This window comes from Halobacillus hunanensis, assembly GCF_900166655.1.
GTDB lineage: Bacteria > Bacillota > Bacilli > Bacillales > Halobacillaceae > Halobacillus_A > Halobacillus_A hunanensis.
On the sequence record NZ_FVZB01000006.1, the window covers coordinates 1,322,009 to 1,338,329 of the forward strand.

General features: G+C 41.2%; 12 protein-coding genes and 2 tRNA genes. All 14 read right to left on the reverse strand.

Going from position 1 to position 16,321, the window contains the following annotated elements; translation table 11 throughout:
* Positions 1-238 precede the first annotated feature (238 nt).
* Positions 239-718 (reverse strand): 23S rRNA (pseudouridine(1915)-N(3))-methyltransferase RlmH, encoded by a 480-nt coding sequence (gene rlmH / locus B5354_RS11995; RefSeq protein ID WP_079529003.1) that lies wholly within the window; start codon positions 716-718, stop codon positions 239-241.
* Positions 719-890: 172 nt separating this feature from the next.
* A complete protein-coding gene (locus B5354_RS12000) occupies positions 891-2,147 on the reverse strand; it encodes a M48 family metallopeptidase (protein ID WP_079529004.1) in 1,257 nt (418 codons plus the stop codon).
* A 189-nt stretch (positions 2,148-2,336) separates the two neighbouring features.
* On the reverse strand, positions 2,337-4,250 hold the full coding sequence (asnB, locus tag B5354_RS12005) for an asparagine synthase (glutamine-hydrolyzing) (protein WP_079529005.1): 1,914 nt from the start codon (positions 4,248-4,250) through the stop codon (positions 2,337-2,339).
* Between the two features lie 379 nt (positions 4,251-4,629).
* Positions 4,630-5,658 (reverse strand): low-specificity L-threonine aldolase, encoded by a 1,029-nt coding sequence (gene ltaE, locus B5354_RS12010; RefSeq protein ID WP_079529006.1) that lies wholly within the window; start codon positions 5,656-5,658, stop codon positions 4,630-4,632.
* Between the two features lie 544 nt (positions 5,659-6,202).
* Entirely contained in the window at positions 6,203-7,420 is a 1,218-nt protein-coding gene (locus B5354_RS12015; protein ID WP_079529168.1) for a S1C family serine protease, read from the reverse strand.
* A gap of 78 nt (positions 7,421-7,498) precedes the next feature.
* Entirely contained in the window at positions 7,499-8,293 is a 795-nt protein-coding gene (locus B5354_RS12020) for an MBL fold metallo-hydrolase (RefSeq protein ID WP_079529007.1), read from the reverse strand.
* A 21-nt stretch (positions 8,294-8,314) separates the two neighbouring features.
* Positions 8,315-9,199 (reverse strand): two-component system regulatory protein YycI, encoded by an 885-nt coding sequence (locus B5354_RS12025; RefSeq protein ID WP_176142475.1) that lies wholly within the window; start codon positions 9,197-9,199, stop codon positions 8,315-8,317.
* Entirely contained in the window at positions 9,180-10,517 is a 1,338-nt protein-coding gene (locus B5354_RS12030; protein ID WP_079529009.1) for a YycH family regulatory protein, read from the reverse strand. The genes B5354_RS12025 and B5354_RS12030 overlap by 20 nt, the downstream gene beginning before the upstream one ends.
* Positions 10,514-12,355 carry a cell wall metabolism sensor histidine kinase WalK gene (gene walK, locus B5354_RS12035; protein ID WP_079529010.1) on the reverse strand — a complete coding sequence of 614 codons (1,842 nt, stop codon included), beginning with the start codon at positions 12,353-12,355 and terminating at the stop codon, positions 10,514-10,516. Before walK ends, B5354_RS12030 begins: the two co-directional genes overlap by 4 nt.
* A gap of 6 nt (positions 12,356-12,361) precedes the next feature.
* Entirely contained in the window at positions 12,362-13,066 is a 705-nt protein-coding gene (gene yycF / locus B5354_RS12040) for a response regulator YycF (protein WP_079529011.1), read from the reverse strand.
* Between the two features lie 242 nt (positions 13,067-13,308).
* Positions 13,309-14,709: a peptidoglycan DD-metalloendopeptidase family protein gene (locus B5354_RS12045; protein WP_139377116.1), complete on the reverse strand. Its 1,401-nt coding sequence runs from the start codon at positions 14,707-14,709 to the stop codon at positions 13,309-13,311.
* A 486-nt stretch (positions 14,710-15,195) separates the two neighbouring features.
* Positions 15,196-15,268: transfer RNA gene (locus B5354_RS12050), tRNA-Phe, on the reverse strand.
* A 259-nt stretch (positions 15,269-15,527) separates the two neighbouring features.
* A tRNA-Asp gene (locus B5354_RS12055) sits at positions 15,528-15,604 on the reverse strand.
* A 100-nt stretch (positions 15,605-15,704) separates the two neighbouring features.
* Positions 15,705-16,256 carry an LOG family protein gene (locus B5354_RS12060; RefSeq protein ID WP_079529012.1) on the reverse strand — a complete coding sequence of 184 codons (552 nt, stop codon included), beginning with the start codon at positions 16,254-16,256 and terminating at the stop codon, positions 15,705-15,707.
* Positions 16,257-16,321: the final 65 nt, after the last annotated feature.

Consider the following 16,321-nt stretch of genomic DNA (forward strand, 5'->3'; position numbering starts at 1 on the left):
TACAAATATGTAAAACAGTTCACAAATTATACAACGATAGATATAAATTGAACAGAAGCCACTATGACCTTACAAGTATCCTACACAATTATATTTTTATAGAATGAAGGAGACTGGGCGTACCCAGTCTCCTTCTGGTTTACTAAAACTTTACATCTATATCGAACCAATTAATTAGTTAAAACAGTAAAAATTTTCATTAATTATACTAAACTCCACGGCGACACCTAAACCTCATTTATTTATGGTACGGTTCCCCCCGATTAATCTTAAAAGCCCGATAAACTTGCTCCACCAGCACCAGCCGCATCAACTGATGAGGAAACGTCATTTTAGAAAACGAAAGTCCGAAGTCCCTTCGCTGCAAAACTTCATCACTCAACCCCAGTGATCCGCCAATGACAAAGGCGACCTTGCTCTTACCATACGTAGCAAGGTCGTCCATTTTTTTGGCAAATTTCTCCGATGTCAGCTGCTGGCCGTCGATTTCCAGCGTTATAACATAGCTATCCGTATTGATTTTGCTCAGAATCCGCTCCCCTTCTTTTTGCTTCACTTCAAGCATTTGCGCCTCGCTTAAGTTCTCGGGAGCCTTTTCATCTGCAACTTCGATCAAATCAACTTTAGCGTAAGGGCCAATTCGTTTTACGTATTCTTGGATGCCTTGTTTCAAGTACTTTTCTTTTAGTTTTCCAACGGTTATGATGGTGATTTTCATGTAGCGTCCTCCGTTAAGATAAATGGTTACCCTTAGTGTACCATGTTGCCGGAGAACCTTTCATAATTTGAGTTAAAGAACAATCATGTTGAGTACGGGAACAATCCTCTGAGAAGCGGAATAATCCCATGAAGCTACAGGACAATTCCCAGGGCAACCCCCCCCAGCCATCTCACTCCTTATACTCCTCAAGCATCGAAATCCGCTCCATCATCGTTGGATGGCCGTACCTGAAAAACTTGACGAGAGCGGGCGGATTCACGTCACTTAAGCCATTAACGGTTAATTTTTGAAAAGAGCCTACTGCTGCTTTTGGATCCTCGGTCATCTCGATAGCGTATTGATCAGCTGCTTTTTCAGCTCCGCGTGAGATAGCTAATTCAGCTGGACTTGATGCAAAGGACAATAGAGATAAGATGATAAACAATGCGGGCAGTGAAGAAATATCAGCCACATGTTTCACACCCCAGCCTGCTCCCCATTTACGAACAACTACATGAAGAACTCGATAGGCAATGTACAAACCAATCAGACTGGAAAAAATGACAGCCGCTAGATTTAAATAAAGATGGTCCATCACATAATGGCCGATTTCGTGTGCCATAATGAACAACACTTCTTTATCCTTCAGGTTATTTAAGGTCGTATCCCAAAGTACAATGCGCAGGTTCGAACCGATCCCATTTACATAAGCATTCATAGCGTTTGTTTCCTCAGACATATTGACCTGGTACACACGTTCAGCAGGAATGTCAGCTTCATCCGCAAGATTAAGGATCTTTTCCTCTAACATCGGATCATTTAATCTGGAGAAGTCATTGTAAAGCGGATCAATCACGACAGGTTGAATATACATCATAAAGATAAAGAAAGGGATAAGAAGGAACCAGGCATAGAGCCACCAGCGTTTCGTAAAGCGATTCATCAACCAATATAAAACGGTGATGAGAATAGTCATGATCAATGTCCCGATCCAGAAACTTAATAGCAGATCCTGCATCCAGCTTGAAAAACTTTGCGTTGAAATGCCGTATGTTACAGAAAGCTTTCGTTCAGCGTAATCGATCGGAAATGTAAGAATCCATGTAAACGCGGACAATAGTAATACATAAATGGGAATTTTAATGATGGAAAACCGTGAAACTCCTTCACCAAACCGCTTAAAAATTGGGGAAAGGCCAAAAACAAGCACACCTAAATAAATCAGTGCTTCTAAAGGGATCCCAATAAAAAATAAGAAATCCTTATATCTTGAGAATTCTTGACTCAGTTCAAGTTCCTTCGCTGTCATAAAGGTTGATGGGTCGGCTGCTGTGCCTTGATAGGCAGCCGGCACTCCTGTACCAGCTATGTGGAACAAATAAAGATAGACGAGAAAAGCATAAATCGGGAAAAGAACAGCCGTCCACAGCACAAATTTTTTTTTCATCTTTATTTAAGCCTCCGTTCTTTAATACACTCTATACTACTTGTACGAGTTCTATTCCTTTTTAGAACCTTCATTCTTTTGTGAGTAGTTTAAGTCATTAATAGGGGCTGTCAGTATAACTGATGACAAAATAAGGTCAGCCCATATGAAGATGGGCTGACCTTTACAAATAGGATATTCTTTCAAAACTTAAACCATTATCATCTGTTCAAGTACTTTACTTTCCGTTTCATCTTCTTTCTGCAGCTCTTCGAAGGAATATACACCTTCTACATAGATCTGATGCCACAGCATAAACACGAGTACCGTCCATATTTTCCTGGAGTAGTCCCCTTTTTGCTGAACGTGTGCCTCAAGCAAATCAAGGATGACTGATTTATGAATGAGATGATCTGTTTCGCTTGAAACAATCAGGTTCTTCGCCCAGTCATACAATTCATTCCGCAGCCAATGGCGAATCGGTACAGGAAAGCCGAGCTTTTTACGATCCAGTACGTGATCCGGAACAATTCCACGGGATGCTTTGCGTAAAATGGACTTCGTTGTACCGTCAGCAATTTTACTTGCAACTGGTAACTCGCGCGCTACGTTAAACACTTCCTTATCGAGAAAAGGAACACGCAGTTCCAGTGAGTTTGCCATCGTCATTTTATCCGCTTTTAATAAGATGTCACCGCGCAGCCATGTGTGAATATCAACGTATTGCATTTGGTGAACAGGGTGATCGTTCTCTACGTTTTCATACAGACTCTTCGTTAATGATTGATACGTATTGTCCTTGGAAAATTGCTTCAATAAATTTTCCTTCTCACGTTCTTCATACATTTTCGCGTTACCAATATAACGATCCTTCAACGGCGTGGTACCACGCTCGAGGAAGCTTTTGCCCCGAACACCTTCAGGCAGCATATGCGCTACTTTTTGCAGGGCTTTTTTTACAACAGGCGGCATTGAGTCAAATGCCTTTAGTGACTCCGATTCACGATAAATGTTATAGCCGCCGAATAGCTCGTCTGCTCCTTCACCGGATAAAACAACCGTGACGTGCTTTCTCGCTTCTCGAGCAACAAAATAAAGCGGTACACAGGCTGGGTCTGCTAACGGATCGTCCATGTGCCACATTATTTTAGGCAGCTTCTGAACGTATTCCTCAGGTGTTATGATGTATGAATGATTGGTTACGTTTAGTTTATCAGCAGTTTCTTTTGCCACGTCAACTTCTGAATAACCTTCACGCTCAAATCCTACAGAGAACGTTTTAATGTGTGGATTATATTCTCTGGCGATCGCCACGATGATCGAAGAATCGATCCCGCCGGATAGGAATGAACCGACAGGAACATCACTTCGCATGTGAACATCGACAGAATTATATAACGCATCCTGAATTTGTGTAATCATACGATTCTCATCTGTAAGAACGGGTTTGAATGTAGCATGGAAATAACGCTCAATGACAAGCGGCTCATCTGGAGTTTTCACAAAATAATGACCCGGTTCCAGTTTCTGAACGCCTTCCGTTAATGTCATCGGTTCAGGGACATATTGATAGCTTAAATAGTGCTGCAAAGCCTCAGTATCTACTTGACCGCCTGCTTCAGCCAGACTCTTCTTCTCAGATGCAAAACTTAAAGCATCATCTGTCTTTGTATAAAACAACGGTTTAATGCCAAACGGGTCACGTGCACCGTACAGTGTCTTCGTTTCCTTGTCCCAAATCAAAATGGCAAACATGCCCCGCAGCTTACTGAAAGCTTGTTCCTGTTGATCCTGGAATAGGACTGCAATGACCTCTGTGTCCGATTCTGTTTCGAAGGTATAGCCTTTATCCTTCAGCTGCTCACGAAGTTCTACATAATTATAAACTTCACCGTTAAAGACCATCCAATAGCGATCATTTTCAAATTGAAAGGGTTGATGGCCACTTTCAATATCAATGATACTTAAGCGCCGAAATCCAAGTGAGATATATTCATCATGGTAATACCCTTCATCATCAGGCCCACGATGCTTAATAAAATTATTCTTTTTACTAAATTGCTGTTCATATTCCTGATTAACTTGATTTCCTTTTTTGTGTAATATCCCAATAAATCCGCACATAGGGAATCCTTCTTTCTTTTAGAGAAATTAGCGGGAAGCCTCGACACACTAGACTCATGTTCTCTTATGGTTATACTCCTAATGTACACATTTCTAATAACTGTATACTGTTTTATATAGGAGAAAGTGTACAGTCCTCATATTTTGTCTAATGGTTTCCCAGAACATTTGACTCAAGCAATCTGAAGCTGCTTGTCTATACAGATATTGTACCATGTTTTCTAATACCTGTTATCCTTAAATCTGACCATCCAGTGGCCTTAGTGATGTTGAAAGCTTATTCACTAATTAGACCGAAGCTGAAGGCAAAAGGTTTCTTGTATCCTACATTTTTTCGTGAAAAAATTTGAATTGTGACTATTGATGGTGGAATTTATCTTTAACGATTGGAAACTAATTGCTCTACACGATTTAGAACAGCTTCTATATCCTCCGCACTCACATCGTAGTTTGTTACGAATCTTACTGTTTCAGGCCCAAATGGCACTGCTAACACGTCGACACCTTTTAAATCGACCAGAAATTCATCAGCTGACTTTCCTAGGCCAGCTACATTGACTAGAACAATGTTGGTCTCTACCTGTCCTTCCAAACTTAGACCGCCAATTTGGCCAAGACCTGCAGCGAGTCGCCGGGCATGTTCATGATCTTCCGCTAATCGATCAACCATTTCGGATAAAGCTACTAATCCAGGTGCAGCAACCATACCAACCTGTCTAAGACCGCCTCCCAGACGTTTGCGCCATTTTCGGGCTTTGTTAATGAATTCATAAGAGCCGGATATGATTGAGCCCATTGGAGCACCGAGCCCTTTTGATAAACAAAACTGAACCGTATCTGCTTGAGCTGCGTAATGTTCAAGTGATACACCCGACGCCACTGACGCATTGAACAACCTCGCCCCATCCAGATGCACTGGGATCTGGCGTTCGCGAGCCACTTCATAAATGGCTTGCATATTTCCAAGTGGTACAACAGCTCCTCCGGCTTTATTATGGGTATTCTCCATACAAATAAGGCCGGTTTCTGGAAAATGAATATCCTCTGGACGGATTGCAGCTCGCACCTCTTCTGAATCCATCGCTCCGCGGTTACCATGAATAGTTCTAGGCTGAACACCAGCGAACGCAGACATTGAAGCCCCTTCATATAAAAATAGATGAGAATTTGCCTCAAGCAGTACTTCATCACCAGGGTGACAATGTGTTAACACCGCCACCTGATTTCCCTGTGTTCCACTCGTCACAAATAAAGCGGCTTCTTTACCAAGAAGTTTCGCAGCCATTTCCTCTAACTGGTGAACCGTAGGATCCTCGCCATATACATCATCTCCTACTTCGGCTTCAAAGGCAGCTTCTCTCATGGCTTGCGTTGGTTTTGTTACTGTATCACTTCGTAAATCGATCATATGTAATTCCTCCCTTATTTCCATCAGTGTACGAAATAAATTTATTTCAGAACATTCCTTTGACCACAGCATTTAAATTCACAATAATTTCTATATCAAGAGCACAACGAAGAACTCTATAAGACATTTCTCGTATGTCGTTAGTAAAGCCGGCTTTATGTCTACGGGGGATGGATATATTTTTTCAGATAACATGTGATTAACTAGCAGGTATTGTGGATAAACGCTAATACTGCGCCACCACTGTTATTCACATGTGGAAAGCAAGACTAACGAAAATAGTTACCCACAATTGTCCACAGACTTATACACAACTAATATTGATTTACTTTTACTAACAGGTTGTCCTAGGCTATGAACAAGTTATCCCCTGAATTTATCCACACCTGTGCATAACTTAAAGTCTATATGGTAGTAGTATATATGTTCGCTACCATATATGCTATTTATCCAGAGCTTTATCAACATACTGTGGATAAATGTGTATGACTTACCTTAAAAAAAGGCGCATGCATTGAATCGATCCATGCATGCGCCCTCATTTTTATTGCTGTGAGCCTAACGTTACAGTAACTGTATTCTTTTCTCCATCCCGATAATATGTGATTTCCATTTCATCACCAGGGTCTTTCTGTTTATAAAGATACTTGCGTAAGTCGATGATATCTTCTACCGGCTCACCATCGACCGCTGTAATGACATCAAGTGGTTCTAAACCAACTTTATCGGCAGGTGACATTCTCGTAATACTTCGAATGTATAAGCCGCCATTCACATCTTCAGGTAAATTCAAAGTGTTTCGCCATTCAGAAGTTGGAACTTGCGATAATGAGTAGGCTTCGATTCCTATGAATGCCCGATTAACTTGTCCATACTGCTCAAGCTCTGCGATGATCGGTTTAACTGTTTCAATTGGTATAGCAAAACCGATGCCTTCTACAGCTGACTGAGCGATTTTCATGGAGTTAATTCCAATAACTTGTCCTTCTATGTTTATAAGTGCTCCTCCACTGTTTCCAGGGTTAATGGCTGCATCAGTTTGAATAACTTCTGATTGCCAGTCTTTTTGGCCGTCTCCATTAAAATCCTGAGGAATTGCCCGTTGTTTCCCGCTGATAATTCCTTTAGTGACGGATCCAGCAAAGCGAAGGCCTAAAGGGTTTCCAATTGCAATAGCTGGTTCTCCTACTTGTAAGTTGTCAGATGAACCAAACTCAGCAACTTTCTTCACATTTTCACTCGACATCTTAAGTACAGCTAGATCAGTAAATACATCCCCGCCGACCAGCTGTGCCTTCTTCCTTGTACCATCGGAAAGAACGACTTCGATTTCGCTAGCCCCTTCAATGACGTGATAATTCGTCACTACATAGGCAGTGCCGTCTTCTTTCTTATAAATAACGCCTGATCCAGCTCCTGCCTGCTCAGGATCCCCTCTCTGCTCCCAGAAATTTTGCTGAGATTGGAGGTTGATAACCCCTACAACTGCAGGAGATACTTCTTCCACCACTTTAGTAATTTGGCTTGTTACATCTAACTCAACTGTTTGTGCGGGATCTTCATTAGGAGTACCCCCATCCTCAGCTGATTGTTGTTCATTTGGAGTAATATTATATGGCAGTATGTTTGTCTGGACCAGCGCCGGTAAAGCGAGCAGCACGAGAACTGCACCAAGAACGACTCCAACGATCGTTGGCATAACAAAGCGACGTCGACCTTTTTGCCGCTGATTGGCTGGTGAATGATCGTCATAATAACCCACGTTTTCCACCTTTCCTTTCATTTCGGCTTTCCTTCTACCTATCTTATTGTTACCTTATCCAAACCCATTTAAAACCTGCTATACTTCATAAATTGGTGTGGCCTGTGCCGGATCGGTATCGTGAAGCTCAATACGTGATCCAATCTCAAAGCCACGCTCCTCCAATACGTTCTTAACGGACATACGGGCTAAATCCTTCATGTTATTATCGAGACTCAAATGTGCTAGATATATCCGTTTGGTCCGATCCGTTAATATATCAGACAGAGCAAGAGCAGAATCCTCGTTAGACACATGGCCTGAGTCGCCTAAAATTCTCCGTTTTACATTCCATGGATATCGCCCCATGCGTAACATACTCACATCATGATTGGATTCAAAAATATAAGCATCAGCATCCTCAACAGTCTTTTTGATTCGTTCAGAAACATACCCTAAATCAGTAACAAGCGCCACCTTTTTCCCGTTGTTGCGAAATGTATAAAACATAGGTTCTGCTGCGTCATGTGAAACAGCAAAGGACTCAACATCTATTCCGCCAAACGATTTCGTTTCCTCCATATTAAAGTGAAATTTCTGATCTACAGATAGCTTGCCAAGTTGTCCTTCCATTGCATTCCATGTCTTTTCATTTGCATAAATAGGCAGCTTATAACGGCGGGCCACGATTCCAAGGCCTTTGATATGATCACTATGTTCATGGCTGACCAGAATTCTGGTCAGCTCTGTCGGATCCACATCCACTTGTTCCAGTAACCCTTCAATCCTTTTCCCGCTAAGACCAGCATCGACCAGGATCTTCTCTTCTCCAGATTCTATATAAAAAGCATTCCCCGTACTTCCTGATGCTAGTACGCTAAATCTTAATGTCATATTTAGACACTCCATCTCCCTTTATTCTTCAGTGTTTTCTCCTTTGTTAGTTATAACGCTTTGACTATTCTTCGATTTAATCTCTTCGAATCCATTCATAGTTTTTTGAATAAACTCATTTTCATCAAGTTGTAAATAAATGGGTTTGGCTGCCAGGGCAGAATAGAAAGCATCGTCATTACCATTAATGGTCACTTTCCATACAGGAGCGAATAATTGATCACTCGCTTTTCTCCCAGGATCTAGACTATATGCTGAATAGTAGCCAATCGACATGTCTGTAACTGTATCTCCCTCATTTATAACTCCATCCGTATATAACCGTTCTACCACTTCCAACGGGTTAATTAATTCTTGTTTCTCCTCCCCTGACTGATTCAGTACTTTCAGATGAACAAGCTGATAACCCGTCATTTTGCCGCTTTCAATATGAACAATCAGCACTCCTCCCGAGTTATAATACACGGTTCGTGAATTCGCCTTTTGGAAAAAAACCGCCCTGCCCAGCTCTTCATTCAAGTTCCAAAAAGAATATTGGCTGCTAAATGGCACATATTTGCTGACAACTCCTGCAATTGTCTCTTCAGTTACTGCAACAGGCTCATCTAAAGTCGAGGTTAAAAGGTTCTTGTTATATACTTTAGCCGTCTGACCCTCAAGTTCCCTTATCACGTCAAGCTGATCTTCAGAGAAGTCATCCGCAGAAGCAGTGATTAAACTTACTGTAGGTGCTTCTTCTGGTACATTATTGGAAATGGTTATATCTGCGTTATTTAAGCTCGTTTCATATTGGGAATCTCCAATGGTTTGAATACTCGTTTGCTTATCCAGAAATTGCTGAAGAAGGAATAAATCGAGCACAAGGAAACTAAAGATGAACAACGTTTTAATTTGTCCCCATTGCACCAGCTATCCCTCCTTCCCCTTCGATTGATTCTTCGACCTCTTTCCAGCTGCCATTTTCTAAGACAAACCATTTAGGAATTAGGGAATAGCCCCCATATCCCCCACTTTGCTGGACAAGCTTATAGCCAATTTCAATATCTTCAATAAGCTTGACATTATATTTCCGTGATTCATTAATAAGGGCAATAATGGTATCCCCTGATGAAAGTGAATATTTTGCCCCGGATTTATTAATCGAGGGCTCTAGACGAACCAAAGGTCGTGCATATCGTTTTTCTTGACCATTTTGATAATCTACTTTAATTGTATGAATGTTACCTTCACTTGCCAAAACTGGTAAATGTTTTAGATACATATAATAGGTAATCGATGTGTTCGCTGTCGACAAATCACCAATTCGGAACGTGTCTGTCCACCCATCATGTGCATTGACGAAGCTGATACTCTTCTCTAATACCTCATAAGAGCTCATGGCTGTCTGAGGAGAAGGCTCCCTGGGCAACCCAGAAAAAACCATTCGCTTCCCACCTTCTATCACCTCTAGATTACTAAGAGAATCAGTAAGTCTTTGTTCTACTCTCGGAGCAGGGATATCCTTAACGATAGAGGGGTCTTCAAATAAAGTGTTCTTCAAAGGCGCAACCCGAATAGATGTAGTATCTAAAATATGCCAAGGAACTTTAGTTTCCCCCTCCGGTAAGAAAATTCGCTTTTCTCCATCACCAGTAAACATAACTTGTTCACTTACCCCTTCAGTAGTGGCGATTAATTTTTCCAGCTGATATATATTTTCGCTTCGAAGTGAGGCCCCATATGCGAGAGCGTCCTCCGATTCGGGCTTAAAGAAGACATCTACACCGCCATTGTCATTAATAGAAAAAAAGATCCTCCTGAATTCACCTGAAGAAGGTGGGAAATCCTGTTCACCAAGTGTAAAGATGTTTTTAATGGCCTGAGCAGGAATATTCGTTGGAAAAATAACCTCCATCATATTGGCCGCTTCAGGAACATCACGGTTTTCCTCTGTGTGAATATTAAACAATGTCCAATTTTTCATGAGTTTGTAAGTATTCTCGCGATCTTTTCCATCTTCAAAAGAATAATGAGCTCCGTTCCTATGGAATACAAACTGAGAAGGAGCGATTAAGGAAGACATTTTAACCTCCTTACCGCCAATTGTGGTCTCTTCTACTACATTTTCACTGTCCTCCCCTACCTCATCCGTGATAGGCTGATAATTCCATAAACCGACAGTTAATAACAAACTAAAACAAATAAGGATTAATAAAATGATGGACTTAAGTGTTTCAAATTTCATTTTTTCCGCCTCCGCTTCTGACTGATTAGCGGAAGTGTAAAGAAGACGGTAGTCCCCTTACCTTCTTGGCTTTTCGCCCAAATTTGACCATGATGGGCTTCAATTATTTCCCGGGCAATAGCTAGTCCAAGTCCTGTACCACCCATTTCTCTTGACCGTGCTTTATCGACCCGATAAAAGCGGTCGAATATTTTATCGACTGTGTCGGAAGGCATACCTAGTCCCTGATCCGAAATGCACACTTGAAGATGTTTATTAACCGGCTGCGCTTGAAAGGTAATGGTTCCTCCCTCAGGCGAATACTTAATCGCATTAGAAATCACATTGTCTAGCACTTGTGTAATTTTATCTTTATCGATCCATACATAGAGGTGTTGCTTGGAAAGTTCCCGTTGATGAGCTATGTTTTCGTCCCGATTCATCTCAAAGCGATCTATAATATGTCCGAAGAAAGGGACAAAATCAACTTTTTCCTTAAATAGTCCAGTATCTTGCTTACGCTCCATTTTCGACAATTGAAGCAAATCATTGACGAGTCGAATCATTCGATCTGTTTCATTTTGAGTCACATCTAAGAACCTTGGTGCAATTTCTTCGTCCTTCCACGCACCGTCTGTCAATGCCTCAATATAGCTCCGCATTGTTGTTAGCGGAGTGCGGAGTTCATGTGACACATTCGACACAAATTCCCGTCGCTCCTGTTCTACTTTTTCTTGTTCAGTTACATCACTAAGTACAGTAATAAAGCCATTCATCTCTTCATTTTCGTCTTGTACCACAGAGAAGTTAGCTTTTAATAGAAGGTGCTGATCTTCCTCACTCAAATCAATAATCACTGAACCAATGGAATCAATCTCTGACACTTCGCCGATCTGATCTGTTAAGTCCAGGATATCAATTAAGGATTGTCCTTGGACTTCTTCAAAACTTTGTCCAATCAGTTTAGACGCTGGAGCGTTCATTAATGTTACAGCTCCTAAACGATCTGTTGCGATAACTCCGTCTGACATGTTTGAAAGGACAGAACTAAGTTTCCTTCGTTCTCCCTCCGTGGTGGCTTGAGATAACTTTAATTTATCCGTCAAATCATTAAAAGCTATCCCTAATTGACCGATCTCATCATTTCCATGCACCGTTACTTTTTGCGAGAAGTCCCCCGTAGACATCACAAGAGCCTGTCTTCGCATCGCAGACAGAGGTTTCGTGATGGTCCGTGCGACCAAAATTCCAAGTAAAGCAGTAATCGTAATAGCCAGCACTGCCCCAGTAGCAAAAATATTATTGATCGTCTGAAGCTGTCCATAAACTTCACTCATATCAGCTTGATAATACACGGCACCGAGTGCTTGTTCTTCATTACTACTAAGGATAGATGTTGCCCCTACCAATAAGCGGTTGCCCGTTTCACCATCCTGCCTCATAACTGGTGAAGTATCGGGAGAGGGCAATTGTAAAGCAGAGGTGATGCGAGGATTAATGACTTTCTTCCCAACATTTGAATTTCTTAACTCTTCATTTTGTTCTGCAATGATTCGTCCATTACTATCTACCACCAAAAGTTTTTGGATGTCAGATTTGTCAAAATCCTGAATTAAATTTTGCACGTCTGACTTGAGACTAGGATCTGTTTCGTCCCGTTCTAATTGAAAGGAATTTTGCAGGCTATAAGTAAGAGAGCGAATCGTCCCTTCAATGGAATTTGTAAAATTATCCGTAAGCTGCTCCTCAAGCTTATCAACAAAGTACGCCCCAATCACCTGAATACCTAGCAGGAGTAATAAAATATAAACAACAATAAGCTTCAGCCTGACTGACTGAAAAAAGCTCACTTTCTTCATATAACCTTACTCCTGCTCTGGGTTTCTCAAATAGTAACCAACTCCACGCCGGGTCACAATCCATGCTGGATTACTCGGATTCTCCTCAATTTTCTCACGAAGACGACGAACTGTAACATCAACTGTACGAACATCTCCGTAGTAATCATACCCCCACACTGTCTCAAGCAAATGTTCACGTGTCATCACTTGTCCAATATGACGGGCAAGGTAATGCAGCAATTCAAATTCACGGTGCGTAAGTTCAATATAGGACCCATCCCGAGTGACTGTATAGGCATCAGGGTGAATAGCTAAACGCCCGATCGTAATGTCTTTCGATTGTTGAGACTGATCCTCTGGCTCTTGCTGATGTCTGCGCAAATTAGCCTTTACCCTGGCAATCAGCTCACGATTACTGAACGGTTTGGTCACATAGTCATCGGCACCCATCTCTAAGCCTAATACCTTATCGATTTCTGCATCTTTTGCTGTCAGCATTATAATAGGCATCGTGTGATTTTTACGGACCTCACGACACACTTCATTCCCATCTTTATGAGGCAGCATAATATCAAGCAAGATTAAATCAGGGTCTTCTTGATCAGCTTTTTGAATGGCTTCATCCCCATCATAAGCACAGACCACATCATAACCCTCTTTTTCTAAGTTAAATTTCAATATATCTGCAATTGGCTTTTCATCGTCTACTACTAAGATTTTTAGCGCCATACTAGTCACTTCCTTTTCATCTACTTCAATTCTTTCCCTTATTTTAACTTATTTACAGCCAAATGTCTTACTTCAACTGAAATAACCTTCCTGCATAGGAAAAAAGCGCTGGCCTTGAGTGTCTTGGCACTGCGCTCTGAGTTGTGGCGAGCTTCTTGTATGCTGTTTATAGCATAGGTAAACATTTTGATATTATCTTGTACAAACAAAAAACCGCTATGATGCACATAGCGGTTCGTCTATTAAAAATATGAAAGAGGATTTTGTAAGGAACCATCTTTATATACTTCAAAGTGCAGGTGTACCCCTGTTGAATCTCCAGTCGTTCCCATTACTCCGATCGCGCTTCCTTTTTCAACAGTTTCCCCTGGACTTACACTAATGGACGCTAAATGAGCGTAAATGGTTTTATAGCCATTATTATGATTGATCACGACTTTATTCCCATAGTCGCCATCATTTCCTGCTGAAACAACGACTCCATTGTCAGCTGCTTTAATCGTATGGTCGCTCACTCCTGAGATATCAATCCCTTTATGAAAGTCGCCCCATCTTGAGCCTTGCTCACTTGTAATCGTCCCGCCTACAGCCGGCCATGCAAATTCTCCAGTCCCTTGTGATGGTGTCACTTTTGTTCCTTTTAAAATGATTTCTTTAACGGGTTCTGTAATGACTTCTTCATCCAATGTTTTCTCTTTGATTACATTCCCGTTTTTCTCTTTTAAGGAAAAATGGACTTCCTTTTTCCCTTCCTGTCCCTCTTGTTTTACTTCTGTTTCACCTTTGCGAAGGTCATCTGTTTCAACAACCTTCGTCTCGTAAGAAATTGTCTCTTCTTTGATCCCTTCTTCTGTAACAAGAACCTCTGTTAACGGTTTAAACTCTGTCACATTCAGTTCTTGTCCAATCTGTAAAGGTTCCCCTTTACTTAGTTCAGGATTCAATTCAAATAATTTCTCCTTGGGGAGATCATACTTAGAAGATATTTCACTAAGTACTTCACCTTTTTCGACGGTGTGAAGAGTTTCTTCCGGTGTCCCTTTTTGTAAAATATTCACGGCTTCATCTACCGTTACAACTTCCCCGAGTTTTACTTTTTCTTCTTTTTTTGAAACCTCGTGAGTAAGTTTAACGTCTATTATAGTAGAATCATCAATTTTCAGTTCTTCACCATTCTCTTTTCTCTCTTTTAAGTTACGAAGCACTTCTTCATCGACATATTGTGCTTTGTACTGTTGGACAGCTTTCTGAGCTTTTTCTTCACTTGGAAGATAAGCTACGGTTTGATCACCGACTTTTAATGCTACAGCATCGGCCACAATAGTGATATCGTTTTTGATAACATTCATAACTTCTTTATTATCATGAGAAGGTTTAAACATTTTTTCAGGTACGTAAACGATATCTCTTTTTGTTGTAACCTGAAGATGATTACGATTTTCCTGGGCTTGGTTCAAGCGTTGACCTACATAGTTTTGGACGACTTCCTTTTCGTCCACTACTCCTACATGTTTATCCCCCATATATACGTGGTAGATAGTTTCCAGATTGCCTTCAGCATATGATGTAGCCCCAAGGCTCAAACCAAATCCAAGCAAAGTCATTATGGCGACTTTTTTCCAAATACCAGTCGTCTGTTTCACGTTCCTTTCCCCCAAATCAATTCTCTATCTCTCTTTTTTTATAGTTGACACCTTTTTCAAGGTATCATAACTAAACATGATTCGACAGGATATTTAAAAGATGTAAACAATTTATAATATTGCTTCCAAAATTCTCTTATAAAGGGTAATCAAATTCCCGAAAGGTGTACTTTTACACAAATTAATGGATTTTTCATCCATTATTATTGCGCTAATGTTACATAAATCGACAAAAGGAGAAAATAGTCTCTCTTATAGGTGTTTTTGTCGGGTTTACGCAGCCCATAATCGAATCCACCTGGCTCCATTGAGGAACATAAATAACCATAATGTCCCACATTTAATTTATTTAATGAAGGAATGAGAAAACTTAAAAATAAAGTAAGCGATCACTACAGGTGGCAAAGACGAGGGCAATAGTAAGTCCCTAACTATTGTTCCATAATAAAAACGTCCGTGAGCAAGTCACGGACGTTTGTTTAATAGTGGCTCGGGACGGAATCGAACCGCCGACACACGGATTTTCAGTCCGTTGCTCTACCGACTGAGCTACCGAGCCATAATAATATAAAATTTAAGATAACATTTCTCGCTCTTTCCTTTGCTTCGATGCCTATTCAGGGATGTCCTGTGCTCGTCTCGTTGCAAGTCATTTCGGTGATGCCTACGCTCCTCGCAAAGCCTGCGATGAAGCATATTCAAGATGTTTCACGGCTTCTCTACCGACTGAGCTACCGAGCCATAATAATATAAAATTTAAGATAAAATTCTCGCTCTTTACTTTGCTTCGATGCCTATTCAGAATGTTTTATGTAAAATGGCGGTCCGGACGGGACTCGAACCCGCGACCTCCTGCGTGACAGGCAGGCATTCTAACCAGCTGAACTACCGGACCGTTTCTTACGGCAACGATATTTATCATATCATAGAGCTATACAAACAGCAATAGATTTTTTGATAGTCCTTTCAAAAGAGAAATTGGAAGGGGGACCCCTCTATTTCTCTCTCAGCCAACTTTCCATCTTCTCTACAAGCTCTCCTGGTTCTGCAGCTTGTAAGATCAAGCTCCGATTAGACTCGGCAACGAAGCCTGCTTGAATTGCATGCTCAATCAAGTTTAGCAAGGGAGTATAATAATTTTCGGTATTTAATAGCGCGATGGGTTTCGTGTGCAACCCAATTTGGGCCCACGTTATCGTTTCGAATAGTTCCTCGAACGTCCCAAACCCTCCAGGAAGGGCAATAAAACCATCAGCCAATTCGCTCATTTTAGCTTTTCTTTCATGCATGGTTTTGACTTCAATAAATGAAGTCAACTTTTGGTGAGCAATTTCTTTTTCAAAAAGCGGTGTCGGCATAATACCTGTCACGCTGCCTCCTGATGCTAAAATGGCGTCAGCCAGCTCCCCCATTAGTCCACTTTTAGCTCCACCGTAAACAAGTTCGATTTGTTTCTCAGCAAAAACTTCGCCCAATACCTTGGATTGTGCCGCAAAAGCCTGGTTACTTCCTGGTTTTGACCCAGCATACACACATATTCTGTTCATAATAAGCTCCTTTCCTCAACAAAACACGTCCCCCCTTAAAAGGGAGACGTGCTTATTCTTTCTAT